At 68.1% G+C, this 20,688-nt stretch carries 24 protein-coding genes; 7 read left to right on the top strand and 17 right to left on the bottom strand.

Features of this window, described 5'->3' with window-relative positions; translation table 11 throughout:
• Positions 1-292, bottom strand: a 292-nt coding sequence (locus ML01_RS20520) for a hypothetical protein (RefSeq protein ID WP_156427883.1), incomplete at its 3' end; no start/stop codon positions are given.
• 187 nt (positions 293-479) lie between these two features.
• Between ML01_RS20520 and ML01_RS20525 the strand changes: the two genes are divergently transcribed.
• From ML01_RS20525 to ML01_RS20550, 6 genes are all read left to right on the top strand, one after another.
• Positions 480-1,610 carry a glycosyltransferase gene (locus tag ML01_RS20525; protein WP_058557259.1) on the top strand — a complete coding sequence of 377 codons (1,131 nt, stop codon included), beginning with the start codon at positions 480-482 and terminating at the stop codon, positions 1,608-1,610.
• A complete protein-coding gene (locus ML01_RS20530) occupies positions 1,610-2,761 on the top strand; it encodes a glycosyltransferase family 4 protein (RefSeq protein WP_058557260.1) in 1,152 nt (383 codons plus the stop codon). The genes ML01_RS20525 and ML01_RS20530 overlap by 1 nt, the downstream gene beginning before the upstream one ends.
• 332 nt (positions 2,762-3,093) lie before the next feature.
• The gene (locus ML01_RS20535; RefSeq protein ID WP_058557261.1) at positions 3,094-4,245 is read left to right on the top strand and encodes a glycosyltransferase family 1 protein; all 1,152 of its coding nucleotides are present in this window, start codon (positions 3,094-3,096) and stop codon (positions 4,243-4,245) included.
• A 9-nt stretch (positions 4,246-4,254) separates the two neighbouring features.
• Complete coding sequence (locus ML01_RS20540; protein WP_156427884.1) at positions 4,255-4,698, top strand: hypothetical protein; 444 nt, start codon at positions 4,255-4,257, stop codon at positions 4,696-4,698.
• Positions 4,699-4,864: 166 nt separating this feature from the next.
• Positions 4,865-5,773, top strand: a complete 909-nt coding sequence (locus ML01_RS20545) for an ExeA family protein (protein WP_058557263.1) — start codon at positions 4,865-4,867, stop codon at positions 5,771-5,773.
• Complete coding sequence (locus tag ML01_RS20550) at positions 5,770-8,145, top strand: Wzz/FepE/Etk N-terminal domain-containing protein (RefSeq protein WP_058557264.1); 2,376 nt, start codon at positions 5,770-5,772, stop codon at positions 8,143-8,145. The genes ML01_RS20545 and ML01_RS20550 overlap by 4 nt, the downstream gene beginning before the upstream one ends.
• A gap of 461 nt (positions 8,146-8,606) precedes the next feature.
• Here the strand turns inward: ML01_RS20550 and ML01_RS29110 are convergent, their stop codons facing one another.
• The 9 genes from ML01_RS29110 to ML01_RS20585 all read right to left on the bottom strand — a co-directional run bounded on the left by ML01_RS29110 (position 8,607) and on the right by ML01_RS20585 (position 13,590).
• A complete protein-coding gene (locus ML01_RS29110) occupies positions 8,607-8,744 on the bottom strand; it encodes a hypothetical protein (protein WP_156427724.1) in 138 nt (45 codons plus the stop codon).
• Between the two features lie 506 nt (positions 8,745-9,250).
• Positions 9,251-10,522 carry an ATP-binding protein gene (locus tag ML01_RS20555; RefSeq protein WP_058557265.1) on the bottom strand — a complete coding sequence of 424 codons (1,272 nt, stop codon included), beginning with the start codon at positions 10,520-10,522 and terminating at the stop codon, positions 9,251-9,253.
• A gap of 136 nt (positions 10,523-10,658) precedes the next feature.
• Positions 10,659-10,901 carry a hypothetical protein gene (locus ML01_RS20560; RefSeq protein WP_058557266.1) on the bottom strand — a complete coding sequence of 81 codons (243 nt, stop codon included), beginning with the start codon at positions 10,899-10,901 and terminating at the stop codon, positions 10,659-10,661.
• Entirely contained in the window at positions 10,898-11,419 is a 522-nt protein-coding gene (locus ML01_RS20565; RefSeq protein WP_058557267.1) for a zeta toxin family protein, read from the bottom strand. The genes ML01_RS20560 and ML01_RS20565 overlap by 4 nt, the downstream gene beginning before the upstream one ends.
• Positions 11,416-11,643, bottom strand: coding sequence for a hypothetical protein (locus tag ML01_RS20570; protein WP_058557268.1), 228 nt, complete (start codon positions 11,641-11,643; stop codon positions 11,416-11,418). Before ML01_RS20570 ends, ML01_RS20565 begins: the two co-directional genes overlap by 4 nt.
• A gap of 88 nt (positions 11,644-11,731) precedes the next feature.
• Positions 11,732-12,271 (bottom strand): GNAT family N-acetyltransferase, encoded by a 540-nt coding sequence (locus tag ML01_RS20575; protein ID WP_058557269.1) that lies wholly within the window; start codon positions 12,269-12,271, stop codon positions 11,732-11,734.
• Positions 12,268-12,561, bottom strand: coding sequence for a DUF1778 domain-containing protein (locus tag ML01_RS20580; protein WP_058557270.1), 294 nt, complete (start codon positions 12,559-12,561; stop codon positions 12,268-12,270). Before ML01_RS20580 ends, ML01_RS20575 begins: the two co-directional genes overlap by 4 nt.
• Before the next feature lie 82 nt (positions 12,562-12,643).
• Entirely contained in the window at positions 12,644-12,814 is a 171-nt protein-coding gene (locus ML01_RS29115; protein WP_156427885.1) for a hypothetical protein, read from the bottom strand.
• 323 nt (positions 12,815-13,137) lie between these two features.
• Entirely contained in the window at positions 13,138-13,590 is a 453-nt protein-coding gene (locus ML01_RS20585) for a CBS domain-containing protein (protein WP_254045337.1), read from the bottom strand.
• Positions 13,591-13,634: 44 nt separating this feature from the next.
• Between ML01_RS20585 and ML01_RS20590 the strand changes: the two genes are divergently transcribed.
• Positions 13,635-13,934 carry a type II toxin-antitoxin system VapC family toxin gene (locus ML01_RS20590; RefSeq protein WP_254045338.1) on the top strand — a complete coding sequence of 100 codons (300 nt, stop codon included), beginning with the start codon at positions 13,635-13,637 and terminating at the stop codon, positions 13,932-13,934.
• Between the two features lie 108 nt (positions 13,935-14,042).
• Here the strand turns inward: ML01_RS20590 and ML01_RS20595 are convergent, their stop codons facing one another.
• From ML01_RS20595 to ML01_RS20625, 7 genes are all read right to left on the bottom strand, one after another.
• Positions 14,043-14,228, bottom strand: coding sequence for a (Na+)-NQR maturation NqrM (locus tag ML01_RS20595; RefSeq protein ID WP_058557272.1), 186 nt, complete (start codon positions 14,226-14,228; stop codon positions 14,043-14,045).
• A gap of 73 nt (positions 14,229-14,301) precedes the next feature.
• Complete coding sequence (nqrF, locus tag ML01_RS20600) at positions 14,302-15,522, bottom strand: NADH:ubiquinone reductase (Na(+)-transporting) subunit F (protein ID WP_216819241.1); 1,221 nt, start codon at positions 15,520-15,522, stop codon at positions 14,302-14,304.
• Between the two features lie 267 nt (positions 15,523-15,789).
• Positions 15,790-16,398 carry an NADH:ubiquinone reductase (Na(+)-transporting) subunit E gene (nqrE, locus tag ML01_RS20605; protein WP_058557273.1) on the bottom strand — a complete coding sequence of 203 codons (609 nt, stop codon included), beginning with the start codon at positions 16,396-16,398 and terminating at the stop codon, positions 15,790-15,792.
• 15 nt (positions 16,399-16,413) lie between these two features.
• Positions 16,414-17,076: an NADH:ubiquinone reductase (Na(+)-transporting) subunit D gene (locus ML01_RS20610; RefSeq protein ID WP_058557274.1), complete on the bottom strand. Its 663-nt coding sequence runs from the start codon at positions 17,074-17,076 to the stop codon at positions 16,414-16,416.
• Between the two features lie 28 nt (positions 17,077-17,104).
• A complete protein-coding gene (locus tag ML01_RS20615) occupies positions 17,105-17,905 on the bottom strand; it encodes a Na(+)-translocating NADH-quinone reductase subunit C (RefSeq protein ID WP_058557275.1) in 801 nt (266 codons plus the stop codon).
• Positions 17,902-19,122 (bottom strand): NADH:ubiquinone reductase (Na(+)-transporting) subunit B, encoded by a 1,221-nt coding sequence (locus ML01_RS20620; RefSeq protein ID WP_058557276.1) that lies wholly within the window; start codon positions 19,120-19,122, stop codon positions 17,902-17,904. Before ML01_RS20620 ends, ML01_RS20615 begins: the two co-directional genes overlap by 4 nt.
• A 111-nt stretch (positions 19,123-19,233) precedes the next feature.
• On the bottom strand, positions 19,234-20,682 hold the full coding sequence (locus tag ML01_RS20625; protein WP_082674489.1) for a Na(+)-translocating NADH-quinone reductase subunit A: 1,449 nt from the start codon (positions 20,680-20,682) through the stop codon (positions 19,234-19,236).
• Positions 20,683-20,688: the final 6 nt, after the last annotated feature.

Consider the following 20,688-nt stretch of genomic DNA (forward strand, 5'->3'; position numbering starts at 1 on the left):
ACCGCTTCCAGCGTGGCGAGAATTGCATGGTCACGACGAGCGTGATCATGAGCCAGTCCGTGACGCCGAACTCAATACCGCGGATGTCGCCGCGGTAGAACGTATGGCTGAAGAAGGTCACGTCCACCGGATTGATGGTCATGAACAGGATGCCGAAGATGCAGACCTTCTCCATCCACGGGAATTTCATCGCCGCCGGGATGGCGCCGGCCAGGAAGCCCAGGGTCGCGACCACGAACACGATCTGCTTGAAACTGATCGCCTCGGGAAACAGCTCGGGTGGCAATGGCATCGTTGGCGTCGGACTCGTTGTCAGACTCGTTGTCAGACTCGCTGGTCAGCTCGGCGCTCGGCCGGGGCTCCGGCGGCGGTCCGGACTGGCCGATGGCAAAGCCGTGGTGCATTGGTTACCATCAGGCACCTAAGGGTTTGCATGACGTCCGCGAGCCCCACCAACAACAACGACACAGGAGGACGAGGTGCAGGCGCTGATCCTGTCCAATACCGGTTTCGGCCACGGCTCGCTGTATCCGTTCATCCACTATCGAGAGGACCTCGAGTCCCGCTTCGGGCTGACCAGCCAGGAGATCGTCGGGGACAGCTTGCAGCAGAAGCTGATCGACGCCCGCGCCTTCGGCGGCGAGCTCATCGTCATCTCCGTGCCCTGGGACACCGACCGCCACAAGCTCGCGGACTTCTACCGGGAGCTGCGCCGCGACCGCCCGGAGCTCAAGCTCGTCCACTTCGACTACGCGGACGGCAACCAATCGCCGCACTTCGGCATTCTGCCCTTCGTCGATCTGTACTTGAAGCAGTATCTGAACACGGACTGGGGGGATTATCGCCGGCGCTTCCTCGGTGGGTCCAAGTTCATCGAGTATCTGGTCGGCATCGGCATGGCCGAGGACAGCATCCTGTCCGAGGTCTGGACGGACCTGTTCCAGTCCGAGCTGCCGGCGGAGCATGAGCATAAGCTCATGCTCGGCTGGAACTTCGGCCTCTGGAAACGCATGATCTACGTCGCCGAGGGCAAGCCGGACATGGTCCTGCTCGGCAAGGACAAGCCGCAGAACTTCGCCGTCGCCAAGGCCAAGTCCGCCGTCGATGCGCTGCGCGGCCGCACCAAGACCATCGACATCTACTGCCGCGCAACCCTGTACAAGGGCTGGACCCGCAAGCACCGCGAATCCACCATCGCCACGCTGAACCAGCTCGCGGAGCGTCGCGCCGTCGTCTCGTCCACGGCCAAGGTGAGCTTCTCGGAGTACTACCGCGAGATGGCGCAGGCGCGCATCTTCGTCTCGCCGTCCGGCTGGTGCGAATACACGCCGAAGGACTACGAGGCCATGTACTTCGGCGCGCTGCTGCTGAAACCCGCGCTGGAGCACATCAAGACGGAGCCTGACGTGTGCTTCCCGGGAGAGACCTACGTCCCGCTCAAATGGGACATGAGCGACCTGCTGGAGCAGTGCGAGCGCTACCTCGACGATGAGCCCGAGCGTCGGCGCATCGCCGACAACGCCCGCGAGGCCTATGTGAGCTACTACCGCGAGCGCCGGTTAGTGGACCACATCGGCAACATCCTGGCCCGCTTGGGGCTCGCCGGCTGATGCGCATCCTGCACGTACACGAGCGCGCCGGCTTCTACGGCGGCGTCGAGCAGATCCTGCACGACATCGCGGTGGGCCTCGCTGCCCGCGGCCTGCCGCAGGGCCTGCTGCATGCGGACCCGAGCCCGCGGCGCGACTACCTTGGCGTGTTCGAGAACAGCGGCACCGACGAGGCCCTCATCGAGCGCTTCCGACCCGACGTGCTGCTGCTGCACAAGGTGGAGGACCCGGCCCGGGTCCGGCGCCTCGCGGACCGACTGCCGACGGCGCGCATGGTGCACGATCACGACCTCGTGTGCCTGCGCCGGCACAAGTACTTTCCCATCGGCAACCGCGTCTGCGACAAGCCCGCCGGCAGCGCTTGTTATACGCATCTGTGCTGCGTGCAGCGCGCCCACGGCGGGCCGCTGCCGGTGAGCTTCAAGGGCACCGCTCGCATTCACGCCGGCATCGCCGCCCATGCGGCTGTCCGGCGCTTCATCGTCGGCAGCCGCTGGATGCGTGATGAGCTTCGCAGCAACGGCTTGGCGCCGTCGCGCATCCGCATCGTGCCGCCGGTGCCGCGGTCGCTGGCGGCGTGCGAGGTGCTGCCGCCGGCGCAGACGCAAGAGGTGCTGTTTGTCGGCCAGGTCATCCGCGGCAAGGGCCTGGACCTGCTGCTGAAGGCGCTGGCGCAGGTGCAGGGTGTGGACTGGCACATGACCGTCGTCGGCACCGGCAACCACCTGCCCGCATGCAAGGCGCTGGCCGCGAAGCTCGACATCGCGCACCGCATCACCTTCACGGGCTGGGTGGACCACACGGAGCTGACGCCGTACTACGCCCGCGCCGCGGTCGGCGTGGTGCCCTCGCGCTGGCCGGAACCCTTCGGCATGGTCGGCATCGAGGCCATGGCCCGCGGCCGCCCGGTGGTGGCCTTCGCGGTGGGCGGTATCCCGGACTGGCTGGAGCACGGCGTCACGGGCCTCTTGGCGCGCGAGGCGGACACCGCCACACTGGCCGAGTACCTGGCGCGGCTGCTCGCGGACCCGGAGCTCGCCGCCCTGCTCGGCGCCCGCGCCGCCGCCCGCGTGCGCGAGCGCTACCGCCCCGACGCCTGCCTGGACCAGCTCACCGCGGTGCTGCGGGAGGCGGTGGATGAGGCCGGGTGAGGCGCAGAAAGGGCCGAGGGCCGAGGCAGCCCTCCTCGGCCCTTGGCTATCGCTATCGACGGTGAGCGACATTCCACGATTTGCAATCCGACGTCGGCTGCGCCCATGGGGTTGGGGCGGAGATTCGATTTCGATTTCTACTTCGATCCCACGGCGCACCGGGGCGCAGAGCGCCACGCAGACGCGCGACACCGCGGGAGCGGCGTCGCGAGTGGAAACAGGGCCGCGGGCCGAGGCAGCCCTCCTCGGCCCTCGGCCCTCGGCCCTCGGCCTCGCTAGGACACATCAACGAACGCGAACAGCCGCCTCCTCTCCAGGAAACCCCAAGACCCATGCGCATCGGCATCTCCGCCTTCGCCGGCGACGGCGGCAAGTCCGGCATCAGCCAGTACATGGCCAACATCGTTGGCCGGCTGGTCGAGACCGCCCCGCGGCATCAGTTCATCGCCTTCGTCGGCGCGGCGGACGCGGACTGGGTGAGGTCCTGGCATCCGGGGCTTGATGTCGTCGTGTTCCCGAACTGGACCGCGCATCCCATCGCCAGCATCGGCTGGCATCTGCTACGGCTGCAACCGACCTTGCGCAAGCACGGCTGCGACGCCGTGTTCATGCCCGCCGCGAACCGGCGCCTCGCCTGGTCCTACGGCGTGCCGAGCCTCGGCACCGTGCACGACTTCTCGCAACTGCATGTGCCGCAGAAGTACGACGCGCTGCGCATGGCCTACATCATGCGCGTGCTGCCGGCGATGATGCGCCGTCTCACCAGCGTCATCGCCGTCAGCGAATCCACGCGCCGCGATCTTGAGTCCTTCGCCCGCGTGCCGCCCGAGCGCGTACGCGTGATCCACAACGGCGCGGACCTGACCCGGTTCACGCCCGCGCTGCCGGACGGCGCCAGCGCCGCCATGCGCGCGGCGCTCGGCATCGACGGCCCCTACCTGCTCTACACCGCGCGGCTGGAGCACCCCGGCAAGAACCACGTCCGGCTGCTGCAGGCCTTCGCCGAGCTGCGCCGTAGCCAGGCACTGCCGCACCGGCTGGTGCTGGCCGGGGGGCGTTGGAGCGGCGCAGAGGCCATTGACGCGAAGGTCGCGGAGCTCGACCTCGGCGAGGCCGTGATCTTTCCTGGCTTCGTACCCGACGCGCTGCTGCCGGCGCTCTACGCCGGCGCCGAGGTCTTCGTGTTCCCGTCACTGTTCGAGGGCTTCGGCATCCCGGTGCTGGAGGCGATGGCCGCCGGCACGCCGGTCTGCGCCGCGGATACCTCCAGCATTCCGGAGGTGGTGGGTGACGCCGGGCTGCTGTTCGATCCCGCCGACCCCGCCGCCATCGCCGCGGCCATGGCCCGGCTGCTCGAAGACCGCGACCTCCGGCAGCAGCTCATCGAGCGCGGGCTCGCCCGTGCGCAGCAGTTCACCTGGGACCGCGCCGCGGCGGCGGTGCTGAAAGCGCTCGATGCGCTGGCCGCCCAACCCGGCCGCTGAGGCAGGCCGATGAGCCCCGCAAGTATCGGAAGCCCGGCCGGTGGCCCATGGCTGCGCGCCATGCCGATGGCCCTGCTGTCGGCAGCCCTGCTCGCCGGCTGCCAGCTCACCGGCCCGGCCCGCCCGACCCTGAGCACGGACTGCTCCGCGTTCGCGCCCGACTGTATGCCGCGGAGCCGCCGCCCCCTCACCGTCGCCGACGGCGAGACACGCCAGTGGGTCGATATCGACTCCGCACCCACCGCCGCCGCGATCTATGTCAACGGCCGCTTCATCGGCTACAGCCCAATGCGCTACCCCATGGCCTTCAACAGCCAGGACCGCGCACTCAGCATCGTCGCGGTGCCGCTCTACCCCGGTCAGGCGCAGCAGGAGCGGCTGATCCGCGTGCCGCCGCTGCCGACGCGGGTGTCCTTTTTCATGAACAACGGGGAGCCACAGATCGGTCAGTGACCGTCCCTGCCCTGTCGCGGCTGAGGCCGTTCCCACACCGATGACATCGGTCGATCCCCTGCCGAATCGCTGCGCTGTTCACCGATCGGGGCGCACGGCTGGCCTATACTGCGCCAACAAAGGTCGCGTCCCCGCCATGTCCGTAGAGCCTGTCCCCAGACCCATCGTGATCGGAGCAGAGTCCGGCGCAGCGCCCGGCCGCCTCGGCCCGCACAACCCGCCGCGGCCGGCGTTCGAGAACACCCGCGACACACGCTTCTACTTTCCGTCCGCCGCCCACGGGGAGGCGCTGTCCCGGCTGCTGTTCCTGGCGCGCGACCGCAACATGGGCATCGGGCTGCTGACGGGCGACATCGGTGCCGGCAAGACGCTGCTGCGCACGCTGCTCTACGCGCAGCTATCCGCGGCCGAGCACCTGCGCGTCAACATCGAGAACAGCCTGCTCGACTTCGACGGCCTGCTGCTGGAGATGCTGAGCCAGATGCGCGGCGCCCGCCTGCAAAGCGCGGACCTGCCGGACCGCTACAGCCGGCTCGCCGCTTTCAAGCGCGCCCTGTCGGAGCTCGTGGCGGCAGAGAACAAGCACTTGGTGGTGCTGGTCGACGAGGCACAGCAGCTCGATCTCGACACGCTGGAAGCCCTGAAAGCGCTCACCAACATCGCCTCCGAGCGGCAGAACTTTCTCACCCTCATCCTCATCGGCCAGCCGGAGCTGCGCGAGCGCCTGGCGCGCCTGCCGCAGGTGGAGCAGCGCATCAGCCTGCGCTTTCACTTGGGCGCGCTGACGGCACCCGAGACCGGCGCGTATGTGCGCCATCGGCTGAATGCCGCCGGCTTCGCCGGCGAGCCGCCCGTCACCGCAGACGCCGTGGCGCTGCTGCACGGCGCCAGCCGCGGCATTCCGCGGGAGATCAACCGCCTCTGCAAGCTTGCCCTGGAGCACGCCGTCACGCGCGGGCTGCCCAGCCTCGATGCCGCCGCCGTCGGCGTCGTCGTGGCCGACCTGCGCCGCCATGGCGCGCTGCCGCAGGTGCTGGACGAACCGCTGCCCGGCGGGCCGGACGGGCTGGGGTGAGCGAGCCGCTCGACATCGGCGCGAGCCTGACGCGCCGCGCTGCCGAGCCGGCCACCGCAGACGCCGACGCCGGCGAGGCCGCCTGGGACCTGCCGAACCAGGCCGAGCCTGCGGCCGAGCCCCCACCCGCGCGCCCATCACCGCCGCGCCGCCTGGACCCACCCGAGGACGACCCGGACGAGGACGCCGCCGCCCCGCCGCTACCGGCGTTTGCGCCGCTGCCGGGCTTCGGCGACGAGCCCGAGCCAGCGCCCGCCGGGCCCAAGCTCGACATCATGCGTTTCGTGCGCGGCGTCTGGCAGCGCAAGTGGATCGTCGTCGCCATCGCCATCATCATGACGCTGCTGTTCCTGCTGCTCGCACTGTCGCTGCCGCACACATGGCGGGCGTCGGTGACGCTGATCAGCGAGACGCACCAGGACCCGTTCCAGATCAGCGACGTGCCGCCGTTTCGCCAGCAGGACTACGAGCTCCAGACCTTTATCGACACCATCAAGCTGCCAAGCTCGCTGGACGCCACCATGCAACGCGCCGGCATCTCGGTGCTGCGCATGACCATGGCCGCGGCCATCGGCGTCGGCGTCGGCCGCGACTCCAAGCTCTTCTCCATCAGCGTCACCTGGGACGACCCGCAGTCCGCCGCGCGCATCGCCAACATCGTCGCCGACCTCTTCATCGAGAACGCCGCCGCCCTCCGCCGGCAGAACACCGAGCAGACCTTCAACGACTACAGCACCCAGTTGCGCGAGGCGCGGGTCGCGCTGGAGCAGATCAACACCGAGGTGCTCGCGTATGAAGAAGCACACCAGATCGCGAGCTTGGACAACCAGCTCATGGTCCTGGTGGGCCAGGTCTCCACGCTCGACGCCGACTATCGCACCACGATCGCGGAGGCCGGCGCCCTGCGCGCGGCGCTGACGGGCATCGAGGCGCAGATGGCCGCGGAGCCGGAGATGGTCGTTGCCATCTCCCGCTACTACAGCCCATTCAAGCAGCGCCTGTCCGAGTACCAGTGGGAGCTGCGCGAGGCGCGCACGCGCTACACGGAGGAGAACCCCAAGATCCAGCGCATCCAGAAGCGCATCGAGACGCTGGAGCAGCTCATCAATGAGAGCGGCGACGAGGTGGCGCCCGAGAACGAATACCGGCTGAACCCCAAGCGCGGGGAGCTGTCGCTGCGGGCCACGGAGCTGCAAGACGAGATCAAGGTCGTCGAGGCCCGCGCCGGCGCCGTCAAGGAGACCCTCGAAGACGCCCGCGCCGGGCTCGCCGCGCTCACCGTCGCCCGCACCGGCTATCAGGACCTCACCGCCCGGCTCGCCGAGGCCGAGAAGCTCGTCGACAAGCTCGCGGCGCGCGTCGCCGAGGTACGGGTCACACTGCTGCGCAACGACCCCGGCTTCAGCATCCTGGAGCGCGCCGCCGCGCCGATACTGCCGGAGCCCTCGATGCGCAAGCTCGTCGCCATCGCCGGCGTCATCTTGGGCGGTGGGCTCGGGCTCTTTGTCGCGCTGGCGCTGGAGCTGCTGGACCCGCTCGTGCGCACCGCGCGCGATGCCGAGGGCAGCGTGGGCTGCGGGCTCGCCTTCGAGTTTCAGGACGCGCCGCACCCCGACGACGCCATCATCGACCACGTGGTGCCGACCGCGCCGGTGTCCGTGCTGTTCCGCACCATCATCAACGACATCGCCACGGCACTCGAACCGCAAGAGTGGCGCAGCCTCGCCATCACCAGCGCCGAGCCCGCGAGCGGTCGCTCGCTCATCGCCGTGAACCTGGCCTCGGCACTGGCGCTCAAGGATGAGCTCACGCTGCTGGTGGACGCCGACCTGCGCGCCGACGCCGGCCCGCGGCCCGAGCACCTGCTCGGCGTCGAGGCGCTGCACGCGGCGGCGGACATCACGGACGTGCTCAACGGCACCGCCGCCACGGAGGACGCCTTCGCGCCGACTACGAACCCCTTCGTGCAGCTCCTGAGCGCCGGCGACTACGAGGACGACCGCGCCCTGCTGCTGCTCGGCAACCGCAGCTTCCGCGACCTCGTGCGCCGCCTCAAGCGCGAGCGCACGCACGTGCTCTACGACCTGCCGCCCGTCAACGCCATGGAGTCCGTGATCGAGGCCGCCGCCGCCGTCGGCAACGTGCTGCTGGTCGCAAGAAGCGGCCACACCCGCCGGGCCGACCTCAAGGCCGCCGCCGCCGCCCTCACCGCCCGCGACATCGCCATCCGCGCCGTCATCGTCACCGGCGTCCCACAGCGCCTCCTCGCCGGCAAGCCGACCTACCGCGACGAGCCGCCGCCGAAGCCGGGCCGCAAGGACAAGCACAAGAAGGAGCCGCTGGTGGTGGAGGACGATTTGTTGGCGATTTGAGGCGCGGTGCTGGTGGGGCTTGGGCGTGACGGCGACGCCGCGGGTGTCGGTGCCGGCCTAGACTGCCAGGGAGCTCCGGATTCCGCGCCGCGGGCTTGTCCTCTCTTCTTCTTCTCTTCTTCTCTTCTTCTCTTCTTCTCTTCTTCTCTGCGCCTTTGCGCCTTTGCGTCTCTGCGTCTCTGCGTCTCCGCGCCTCTGCGTCTCTGCGTCTCTGCGTCTCCGCGTCTCCGCGTCTCTGCGCGAGTCATCTTTGTCTTGTGCCGTCTGCGCGACATGGCACGATCTGATGGACATTATGCGGAGGCCGCACCCTGTTGCAGGCACCTACCTAGAAAGCCACTTTCGTTGGCAAACTCGTACCTTCTGGTTTCGCTTGTCGTGGGGTGTCATTGGCTTCGTTGGCCTCGATCATCGTGCCGGCCACATCGCCTGCCGCACGCAAGCGGTTCGCACAGCGGACACTACTGCGCTGGGATCGCCGGCTTTCCAGCCGGCTCGCCGCCGGCGCGGCGGACCGGGATCGCCGGCTTTCCAGCCGGCTCGCCGCCGGCGCGGCTCGATGCCGCGTCGGCGGCGTCCTGGCCGATCAGAGAGCACATGCGCGCTCGTCCGGCCGGCCGCGCGGCATGGGCAACCGCCCGGCTCCCGCGCCGCAGATCGCGCGCCGGGGGCATCGAGCCCCCGGCACGCGAAGCCGGCTGAAAGCCGGCGCTCCCAGTCGGCGCCGGCGCGGTCTCGAGCCCGCTTGTCGGGCATACCTCAGTTTGAGAGTTTGCAGATGAGTCAAGTGTACGACCACACCTGGGGGAAGGGCCGAGGGCCGAGGGCCGAGGGCCGCGGGCCGCGGGAGCCATCCTCGGCCCTCGGCCCTACAGCCGCCGCGCTCCGTAGCAGCCCCCGCGCGCTGGTCGGAGTGATGATCAATGCCGCTTCGTTACAATGTTAATTGTCATAGGCTGGTTTGTGCTAATCGCCGATCTGGTCTGGTTTTTCTACCGCATCGTTAAGGGCTGGCTGCATCTCAACGAAGGCAAGCCTATGTATACTGCACAATGAATGTGTCAAACGGCCGCCGCTCCCATTGGTCCGCTGACGCCGCGTTGATTCACTGCTTGCCGGTCTCGCCGGTGGGCGCTCCCTCTCGCTCGGGCGGCACGGCAGCAAAGATGGTGAGGCACAACTCAAGATCGTCGATCTGCTCATAGACCGGGCGGCGACCTGACAACTGCTCGCTCTCGCGCAGAATGGTCTCGACCCCGAAGCCGCGCCGCTCCATCAAAAAGCTGTGGCCGAGTCGCGGGTCCTCCACCGGATAATAGCGCCCGAACAGGCTCGCCAGCACCTCGTTGCGCGGTACCGAAAGCCGCGTCATGGACTCCAGCGACAGGGTATTGGGCAGCCCGCCCGGGGAATGGATCTCCAGCCGATCGCGGAACATGAAGAGCCTGGTGCGCTGGCTATGCAAGGAATAGTCTCGATGCGCCACCGCGTTGACGATCGCCTCGAAGACGGCGATCGCCGCGTACTGCGGGTAATCGATGCGCCCGAGCGGCTTGCGCGCGGCCGTCGTCATGTTCCGTTCGACGAAATGAAAGGCATCGAGGACCTGGCGGTCCAACGGGCCACCGATGTCGCGGGCGTCGATCTGCTCGTCCGGATTGTTCTTGGTGCCGTGATGCGCCACCGCAATGATCTCGGCATTGCGCAGCCAACGCGACGGCGCCAGCGTACAGAGCAAGGCGCCCGCCACGGTCGGTACGTCCACCCCATCGGTGTCGCGCAGCAAATGCAGCCGATGCAATTGCGCGGTGACGTCGCCTTGCCCCGGCCTCAGGAAGCGCCGCAGCAGCAGCGCATCGAAGTCGTCAAAGCGCAGACCCGGCACCTCTTGCTCTTCGAAACGGATGATGCGCGCCTGACTGCGCTGCTGAAACAACCGCGCCAGCGCATCCGGCGGCAGCGCGCGCTTGGCATGCCCCACGCGCCGAAAATAGCCGTTCGCGCTCTGATGCACCCAAAGGCTGCGCGGCACCTCCAGGACGATCACGGGGTGGACCGCACCGGTCTCGTCGGGCAGTTCCACATGGCGGGTCGAGACATCCAGCGGCGGCTTGATCCGGTCCGTGCAGATGGCCGTCACCCAAGCCTCGACAGCGTCGATGTGCGGCAATGGGATGCCCGTGACGGCTCGGGTCTTGTCTTCCACACCGAGCACCAGCGTCCCGCCCGAGGCATTGGCCATGGCCGCCAGCTCATCCGACAAGCCATCGGCATGGGGCGCCAGCACCTTGCCCGCCGCGCTGACCGAAACCCGCATCAGCTCCAGCGTCGAGTCCTCACCGAGGCGGATGCGCTGCTGCAACGCCCCGAGGTTCATGGCGCCGGCCTCGCAGGGCTCGGGCCGCCGGCTCCGGCACACGGGCCGGCACGTCCGGCAGCATCCGCCATGGCGTCGGTCGTCATGCGGACCGAGTTGCCTTGCACGGGCCCGGGCCTGCGTACGCGCCACGCGGTCATGGCGACTCTCGCTCGGTCGGGCGATGCACGGCGGCCGAGCCATCGGCCGCGTCTGCCGCGTCCTTGGCGCCGTCCGGAACCGACGGATCGAGGTAGCGGATCTGCCCGTCGCGCCAGACCACCAGCCGCGTCTTCGTCATCACCGCCTGTCGGCGCGCCTGTTCGGCGGCGCGCCGCATGGCGGCCACCGACGCGGCCAGGAGCGGATCGCGTGCTTCGGAGATGTCTTTGGTGTTCACTGGCTCTCACCCCAATCGATGACGCTCGGCGGCGTATCGCTGCTGTCCAGCAGCACCCATTCATCGGCCATCGGCCGATAAACCTGCACGAAATTCTGCCAACCCGACACGAACCGGCGGCGCACCACCGAGTCCGGCACAGCATGCCCGCCCTGCCGGACACGCTCCGCGACCCGAGCAATGGCCATCTGCGCATTGGGCAGGCGCAGGAAGTAGATGGACAAGCGGTAGCCCGCAGCTTTCAAGTCGCGGAAACGGCGCTCGTAACCACGGCCGGATAACGTGCTCTCCAGGGTGAAGCTCTCCCGTCTCGCCGCGTGAGCGTCCATGGCATCGAGCATCAGGCGGGCGGCCTTGACCGCAGCGCGCTCGGGGGAGAATGGAGACAGCCCCGCCGCAATCAGGTCCGCGTTGATATAGGCCAGGCACTGCGCCTCGTTCGGCAGCAGCTCGCGAGCGAAGGTCGTCTTGCCGGCCCCGTTCGGACCGGCGATGACCAAAACCCGGGGCTGCGTCACGGGTCCACCTCATCGAACGGCGAGCCCTGCGCGGGCTTGGCCGGCCGGCGTACTGCCTCCGGCGCCGCCATCGGCAGGTTCTGCACGTTCAGGCTGTAGTCGTCGCGGCCCCACTCGCAGCGGGCGAGCACCACGCGCGGTATCTTCATCAGCGTCAGATTCGGCCAGCGCTCGGCGGCCGCATCGCCGCCGACACCCCGGCAGGCGCTGCACAGCACGAGCAAGGAACGGCCCTTCCAACTTCGGCCGCTTCTCCTTGCCGATCCAGGTCAGCTCCAGGTTCTGCTTTGTGGTCATGGGCGCGGTGATCGCTCAGATTCCGCTCGGGTCAGGATTCGCACCGTTACCCAGCTCGGCGCGGAGATCCGAGAGCGTGATCATCAGGGTCAAGGGGTCCAGCGGGGAAGGATCGAAGCCCAAATGCTCGTACAGGCCACGCGCGGCATCGTCCAGGGCGTGAGCGAGCAGTCCACGGATGCCGATGGCATCGGCCGCGGTCAGGACCCGCCGTGCGGCATCCTTGAGCAGCGCACGGCCGAGGCTGCGGCCTTGATGGCGCAGATCGACGGCGAGGCGCGCGAGCAGCACGACGGGGATCGGATCGGGCATACTGCGCCGCAACCGGCCGGTCGCGGCCTTGGCCGCCACCGCGCCGGACGCTAAGGCGTAGTAGCCCACAATCCGCGCGCCACCAGACGGCGCCAGTTCACAGACAACATAGGTGCGGGAGGCCCCGGTGGCTTGGTTGCGCAGCGCACGCTGGGCCAGCCACTGATTCAGCGACGGCCGGCCGCAGTCGAACCCCGAGCCGGCGTGCGCCGGCGTCAGCGCCACCGGGGCACGCAGGGTCACTCGCTGTCCCAGGGGGCCGGGGCCTGCATGGTCTTGCGCAGCCGGTCGTTCGGCGCGGCTGGCCGATCCAGCCGCGCCTGAAAGGCGGCGAACGCATCCGCGTCCACCCGCAGCAGCGCGCGGTCGAGCAGCGCGTCCTCCGCCGCGCGGCAGCTCGCCTCCAGAATGAACTCGGTGCGGTTCTTGCCCAGCGCCCGCGCCGCCTGGTCGATCAGCGCTCGCACATCCGGCGGAACGCGCAGATTGAGGCTCTCGCGCTTGGTCGGTATCTCCGAGGTGGGTCTTGTCATGTCGGTCTCCGGTGTTGCACGCATCCTAACATTGCTGTAACGACGCTCTCTTTACGCAGGCGACACTCGTCAGTCCCGGCGCTTAGAGCTGTAACGGCAGCATGCGGACGCCGCCCGGCTCGGGGCAACTGCAGGCGTAGTGGCTGCCGATGCCCTTGCTGGGGATCTGGCCGCAGGCGGCGCAGCTCAGGGTCCCGGCAAGCGCCACCGCGAGGCGGGCGAATTCCTCGATCTCGGCGTCGGCTATCGCCATGCCTGTGACGTTGTAGCGCGCCCCGACCTGGTTGCGGACGAAGGCCGTGGCCTTGAGGGCGTCATACGGTCGTGTTCGGCTGGACGGTGGCAACACCGATACCGGCGCTTGCCGGGGATGAGGTTGGCTCGACCAGCGCCTGTGGGCATGTGGCCGGGTCCGCCCGGACGTCTTCGGTGATCATCTCCTTGCACTCCCACCGCGGATGCGGGGCGCCCCGGCCGACTTGACCTGCCCGCCTCAGGCCAACCCTGACGTTTGTCATGGGGAGAGACGGTAGTGCGTAGACGACCCATCGCCAACTGTGCGCTTGCGCGCCTCACTCAAATCCGCTGTCGGTCCGGCTGCCAGGAGGCTTCGAGCTGCTTTAGGACATCGCGGCGGCTGATGATGCCGACGAGGCGGCCCTGCTCCATGACGGGCATGCGGCGGAAGTGGCTGTTGACGAAGAGCTCGGCGATCTCGGTAATCGGGATGTGAGCCTCGATGGTGGTGACGTCGGCGGTCATGAAGTCGGCGACGCGGCCGCCGTCTTCGCTGAAGTAACCGGCGCCGAGGGCGATGCCCATGCAGTCGCGCTCGGTGAGCATGCCGATCAGGTTCCCGACCTGATCGAGCACCGGGGCGCCGGAGAGGCGCTCCTCCACCAGGATGCGCAGCGCTTCGAGCACATCCATGTCCGGATTCAGCGTGATGAGGTGCCTGGACATGGCGTCTCTGGCGGTCTTGGTTTCGAGCACGGTCTCCTCCGTCGGCGGGTGGATGCAGACCGGCAAGGATAGACCTGCGGCGGGGCGCGCGGGGATCGGGGTCGCTGGCGTTGTCGTGCCGTTATCGCTTCGTTATCGCTTCGTTATCGCTTCGTTATTACTTCGCCGACCATCTGGCACGTCTGGAGAGCTTCTTCGCGCCGATGTCGAGCCTAGCCTTCGATGACGCCTGTGCTGCGCACTACGGGCTGCTCCGGGCCGACCTCGCCAGCCGCGGGACACCGATCGGCAGCAACGATCTGATGATTGCCGCAATCGCTCGCATTCATGACTTGACGGTCGTCACCAACAACACCGACGAATTCAAGCGAATCATCGGCCTGCGCGTGGCAGACTGGGAGAGTTCGTGACGCATCCCGTTGTCGTATCGTCGTCGCTGTGGTGCGCGGCGCCGAGGGTCGATGACGACAACGACGGCGAGCCCCGCGGGATGATCGGCGGGCTACGCTCTGCCGATGCTACGGTCGATTCGAGCAACTGCGCCCCAGCCGCCGGCAGGCACCACCGCAGTCGGATTCGACGCCAGGGATCTGGTTCAGGCCGCCGCAGCTTCCGGTGATGCCGGGGCGACCGGCGAGCACCTTGAGCGCGAGGCCGCCGACGGCGAGCGGGAACAGAATCAGGGCAAACAGCAGTTCGGCCATTGCGAGTCTCTCCGGGCATCGGCAGTTGCTGCCGCGTGGCGCAGGCTGCGCCGAATGCGAGATTGGACCAGCATCACCCGCCGAAGTTGTCGAGCAGGATGTTGTCGTCCTCCACCCCCAAACCCTGGAGCATGCCGATGACGGCGGCGGTCATCATCGGCGGACCGCACAGGTAATACTCGCAGTCCTCGGGGGTCGGATGCTGTTTGAGGTACTTTTCGAACAGCACGTTGTGGATGAAGCCGGTATCGCCCTGCCAGTCGTCCTCCGGCAGCGGGTCGGACAGCGCGATGTGCCAGGTGAAATTGGCGTGCTCACGGGCCAGGGCATCGAAGTCCTCCCGGTAGAAGATCTCGCGCTTGCTGCGGGCGCCGTACCAGAAGCTCATGCGGCGCTTGCTGTCGAGCCGCTTAAGTTGGTCAAAGATGTGACTGCGCATCGGCGCCATGCCGGCACCGCCGCCGACGAAGATCATTTCCGCATTGGTCTCCTTCGCGAAGAACTCACCGAACGGCCCGGAAATGGTCACCTCGTCGCCGGGCTTGAGGCCGAAGATGTAGCTGGACATGATGCCGGGCGGCGCCCCCGGGCGGTCCGGCGGCGGTGTGGCGATGCGGACATTGAGCATGATGATGCCCTGCTCGCCCGGGTAGTTCGCCATGGAATAGGCGCGCGTCACCGGCTGCTTGGTGCCCGCTTCGAGCTGCCAGAGGTTGTACTTGTCCCAATCCGCGCGCAGATGCGCTGGGATGTCGAAGTCACTGAACTGGATGTGATACGGCGGGCATTCGATCTGAATGAAGCCGCCGGCGCGAAAGGCGACCGCCTCCCCCTCCGGCAGTTCCAGCACCAGTTCCTTGATGAAGGTCGACACGCTGCGGTTGGAGCGCACCCGGCAGTGCCAGCGGCGCACGCCGAAGACCTCCCGCGGCAGCTCGACGCGCATGTCGTCCTTGAGCCCGACCTGGCAGGACAGGCGCCACCCCTCCGCCGCCTCGCGCCGGTTGATGTGGCTCGTCTCCGTCGGCAGGAGCTTGCCGCCGCCCTCCAGCACCTTCACCCTGCATTGCCCGCAGGTACCGCCGCCGCCGCAGGCCGACGACACGAACAGCCCGCCATCGGCGAGCGCATAAAGCAGCTTGCCGCCGGCAACGCAGGTAAGGTCGCGGGTGTCGTTGATGTTGATGTGAATGGCGCCGCTCGGCACCAGCAGGCTGCGCGCGCCCAGAATCACCGCCACCAGCAGCAGCACGACGGCGGTGAAGATCAGGATGCCGAGGAACAGCGTCAGCATGGGTGTTGGGCTCGCGCTGAGAAGTTAACCACGGAAGTGCCGCAAACAAAAGCTGTACGGTTACAGGTTGCTATCGCTATCAGGATCGGTATCGGTATCGGTATCGGTATCGGAACCGGTATTCCCAGCGAAAATGCGCTACCGATCGCCGATCCCAAATTCCGCTCCCGCTCCCGCTCCCAATCCCAATCCCAATCCCAATCCCAATCCGGTCACTATCGCTCGGCGCCGCAGCCGCTTTCCCGATGAGCTGTTCATGGCTTGGCGCTAGAGCTGGATACCCGAAAACGACATGAATGCCATCGCCATCAGCCCGGTGCTGATGAAGGTGATGCCGAGCCCCTGCAGCCCGTCCGGCACGTCGCTGTACTTCAGCTTCTCGCGGATGCCGGCGAGCAGCACCAACGCCAGCGCCCAGCCGAGCCCGCTGCCGAAGCCGTAGACGCTGCTCTCGGCGATGTCGTAGCCCCGCTCCACCATGAACAGCGAGCCGCCAAGGATGGCGCAATTGACGGTGATGAGCGGCAGAAAGATGCCGAGCGCCTGATAGAGCGCCGGAAAGTACCGGTCCAGCGTCATTTCCAGGATCTGCACCATGGCGGCAATGACGCCGATATAGGTGATGAGCCCAAGAAAGGACAGGTCCAGCTCGCCTAAGCCCAGCCACGCGAGCGCGCCATCCTGCAGCAGGTATTGATGGATCACGGCATTCACCGGCACCGTGATGCTCTGCACCACGATCACCGCGACGCCGAGCCCGATGGCCGTCGAGATGCGCTTGGAGATGGCGAGGAAGGTGCACATGCCGAGAAAGAACGCGAGCGCCAGGTTCTCGACAAAGACCGCCTTGAACAGCAGAGATAGGTAATGCTCCATCGCGTGCCGCCTCCGTCAGCCGGCATCGGTGCGATGCACGACGCGGATGCGGTACTCCGCCCGCTCCACCTGCTGCGTGCGCCAGGTCCGCAGGCCCCAGATCATGAGCCCGATGATGAAGAACGCACCGGGGGCGAGCAGCATGAGCCCGTTCGGCACGTACCAGCCGCCGTCCTCCACCAGCGGCAGCAGTTGCACGCCGAGCAGGGAGCCGGAACCCAACAGCTCGCGGATGGTGGCGACGGAGACCAGGATCAGGCTGTAGCCGAGGCCGTGCCCGAGGGCGTCCAGAAAGCTCGGCCAGGGCGGGTTCTTCGACGCAAAGGCCTCGGCGCGCCCGAGCACGATGCAATTGGTGATGATCAGCCCGACGAACACCGAGAGCTGCTTCGACAGCTCCCACGCGAAGGCCTTCAGCACCTCGTCCACGACGATGACCAAAGACGCAATGATGGTCATCTGAATGATGATCCGGATGCTGCTCGGCATATGCTGCCGAATCAGGCTGATGATGACGCTGGAACCCACCAGCACCGCCGTCAGCGCAATACTCATGGTGATGGCCGGGGCGAGCTTGGTCGTGACGGCGAGTGCCGAGCAGATGCCTAAAATCTGCAGCGTGATCGGGTTGTTGTCGACGATGGGCTCGAAGAGCAGCTTGCGCTGGTTGTATTCCATGGCGGCCTCGGGACGGCGGCGAATCGGTTCAGAGCGCGTTCAGCCGGGCAAGGAAGGGCCCGTAGCCCCGCTCGCCGAGCCAGAACTGCATCAGGTTGGTGACGCCGTTGCTGGTGAGCGTGGCGCCGGACAGGCCATCGACGCGCCGGTCCGCGTTCGGTGAGGCCGGCTCGACGTTGCCCTTGGCCACGGCGATCACGGGCTCGCCGTCCGGCGCGATGAGCGTCTTGCCAGTCCATTGGCCGAGCCACTTCCGGCTCGCGACCTCGCTGCCGAGCCCGGCCGTCTCGCGCTGCTCGTAGAAGGTGAGCGCCTTGGCCGTGCGCCCGTCCGGCGCCACCGCCAGCAGGCCATGCATGGTGGACCACAGCCCCTGGCCGTAGACGGGCAGGATCACGCGGCGGAGCCGGCCCTGCTGCCGCACCAGATACACCGGCATCAGGTCCGGGCGGCGGCGGATGCCGGCGGGGTCCTCGACCAGCGCGCTACTGCGGGCGGGGTCGTTCCCGGCGTCACGGTACGAATAGGTGTCGGGATCGGCGGCCTCCACAAGCTCGCCACTATCGAGATCCACGAGCCGGGTCTCGATCTGGCGGAAGGCGGCGTCGAGGTCCATGCCCCGCCCGCCGAGCCCGGAGACCTGCACGACCTCGCGCCGCAGCGCCTGGGCGGCATTGCGCTCCTGCAACGGCCGTAGCGTCACCGCCGTGGCCGTGACCAGCACGGAGCAGACCAGGCAGAGCGCGACGGCGACGGCGAAGATCTTGCGCGGGTCCTCGTTCGGCAGGTCGAAGCGCGCCCGCACGGGGGCCAGCAGATCAGTGCTCATGCCGCGTCCCTCTGCCGGCGGCGGCGCACATTCGCCTGCACGACGAACCAATCAATCAGCGGCGCGAACAGGTTGCCGAACAGGATGGCCAGCATCACGCCCTCCGGATACGCGGGGTTCAGCACCCGGATCAGCACGGTCATGAAGCCGATCAGCGCGCCGTAGATCCACTTGCCCGTCTCGGTCATGGCCGCGGACACGGGATCGGTGGCCATGAACACGAGCCCGAAGGCGAGCCCGCCGAGCACCACATGCCAATGCCAGGGCAGCGCGAAGGCTGGGTTGGTCTCGCTGCCGACGGCGTTGAACAGCAGCGCCGTGGCGATGACGCCAACCAGCATGCCGAGCATGATCCGCCAGGAGGCCACGCCGGTGAACAGCATGAAGGCCGCGCCGATCAGGATGAAGAACGTCGAGGTGGCGCCGATGGAGCCCTGGATGGTGCCGAAGAAGGCGCTCCACCAGGTCACGCCCGCGGCTTGGATGGCCTCCACCCCGCCTTCGGCCGCGAGCATCAGCGGCGTGGCGCCGCTGAAGCCGTCCACGGCGGTCCAGACACTGTCGCCGGAGATGTCCGCCGGATAGGCGAAGAACAGGAAGGCGCGGCCGGTGAGCGCGGGATTCAGGAAATTCTTGCCGGTGCCGCCGAAGACCTCCTTGCCGATGACGATGCCGAAGGACATGCCGAGCGCCACCTGCCACAGCGGGATGTCCGGCGGCAGCGTCAGCGCAAACAGGATGGAGGTGACCAGGAAGCCCTCGTTGACCTCGTGGTTGCGGACGCTCGCGAACAGCACCTCCCAGAAGCCGCCGGCAGCCATGGTGACGGCGTAGATGGGCACAAAGTACACCGCCCCGTGCCAGAAGTTGTCCCACGGGCTGCCGGGGTCATAGCCGCCGGCGCCGAGCAGCGCGAGCAGCCCGCCGCGCCAGCCGGGGACGCCCATGACGCCCATCGCGGCCATGGCCTGGTTGGCCTGGAGCCCGACGTTGTACATGCCAAACAGCGCGCACGGTAGCACCGCAAACCAGACGAAGATCATGACCCGCTTCAGGTCGATGCCGTCGCGCACGTGCGGCGCCCGGGCGGTAACCATGGAAGGCGTGTACAAGAAGGTGTCCAGGGCCTCGAACACGGCGCCGAAGCGCTCCAGCCGCCCGCCGCGCTGGAAGTGCCGCTCCTGGCGGTCGAGGAATTCGCGAAGGCGCTGACTCATCGGTATCGCCTGTTGGGTGCTGCTGCCTGCTGCCGAGTGTGCCGTTCTGAGGCAAGGCACGTGCCGAACGCGGATCGGGCCGGGTCCGTCACGCGGCCGCAAGGTGCCGCGTCACAGCGTTTCGTTGCGGATCAGCTCCAGGTTCCGGCGCAGAGCCGGGCCGTAGTCGTGCTTGCCGCAGTCCACGAAGCTCAAGAGCGCCACGTCCTCCTCGTCCAGCTCCAGCGCGCCCAGTGCCTCGGCGGTCTCGGTGTCGTTTACCAAGAGGGCGCGCAGGAGCTGCATGGGCAGGATATCCAGCGGCATGACCCGCCCGTAGGCGCCCACTGGCACCATGGCCCGGGGGCTGCCCTGTAGCGAGGTGCCCAGCTCAAGCTGCTCGCCGTGGCGGCGCGACCAGAACAGGTTCATCGCCGAATAGCGCCCACGCCCGAGGGCGAGCCAGCCGAGAAACTCGCGCTCGCGGGTCTCCGGCAGCACCGTAATCTGGTTGTGGAAGCGCCCGAGGTAGGCGCTCGTGCCCACCGCCTGGCGACCGCTCAGCGCCGAGCCGGAGACGACGCGCGCCTCGTGCCGACCCTTCAGCTCGCCGTCGATGAGCTCGTTGGTACTGGCGCCGACGCGGGTGCAGAGCAGCCGCGGCCGCGCGACCATCGGCCCCGCCAGCGAGATGACGCGCCGCGGGTCGATGCGCCCGGTGCGAAACAGCCGGCCGATGGCGATGACGTCCTGCCAGCCCAAGTGCCACACCTCGTGCTTGAGGCTCACCGGGCGCAGGAAGTGAATGTGCGTGCCGACCAGACCGGCCGGGTGCGGACCGGCAAACTCGGCGACGCCGATGTTGCGGCAGGTGTCCGCCGCGGGCAGCGGCAGCGCCGCGGCGGGCCGCGTGCAGACCCAGAGCGGGCCATCGGTGAGCTTGGCGAGCACGCAGAGCCCGTCGCTGAAGGCCTCGCCCGCGGCGTGGATGAACGGCGCGGGGTCCGGTGCGAGCGGCTGCGTGTCGATGGCCGTGACGAAGAGCGCGTCGGGCTGCCGGCCCGGGTCCGCGATCATGCTGAAGGGGCGGGTGCGCAGCGCGAGCCAGGCCCCGGACGCGGTGAGGTTCTCGATGACCTGGGTGCGGTTCAGGCCGGCGAGCTCGGCGGCGCCGTAGGCGTTGAAGGTCTCCTGCGAGGCAGCAGACGGGTCGGCGGCGGGGTCATCGAGTCGGATGACGATGGTCTCCAGCACGCGCTTGGGGCCGCGATGGATGGCCTCAATGACACCGGTGCCGGGCGCCGTGCCCACCACCTGGCGGTAGGCCTTGCGCCGGGTCAGCGGCTGGCCGAGGCGCACGCGGTCGCCGACGTCCGCCTCCAGCGTCGGCAGGCGCTTCGGCCCGCGCACGTCCAGGCCGACGTAGGCGACGCGGGTCACGGGCCTGGCCTGTTCGAGGTTCGCCGGATCGCAGGGCGCCGGGGCGCCGCTCAACGGGATGTCGAGACCCTTGCGCAGCCGGACGTACCGCCGCCGCGCGGAGCCTGGTGCCTGAAACTCTTCGGGATTGCGTACGAACAAGCTGAC

The organism is Thiohalocapsa sp. ML1 (assembly GCF_001469165.1).
Lineage (GTDB): Bacteria > Pseudomonadota > Gammaproteobacteria > Chromatiales > Chromatiaceae > Thiohalocapsa.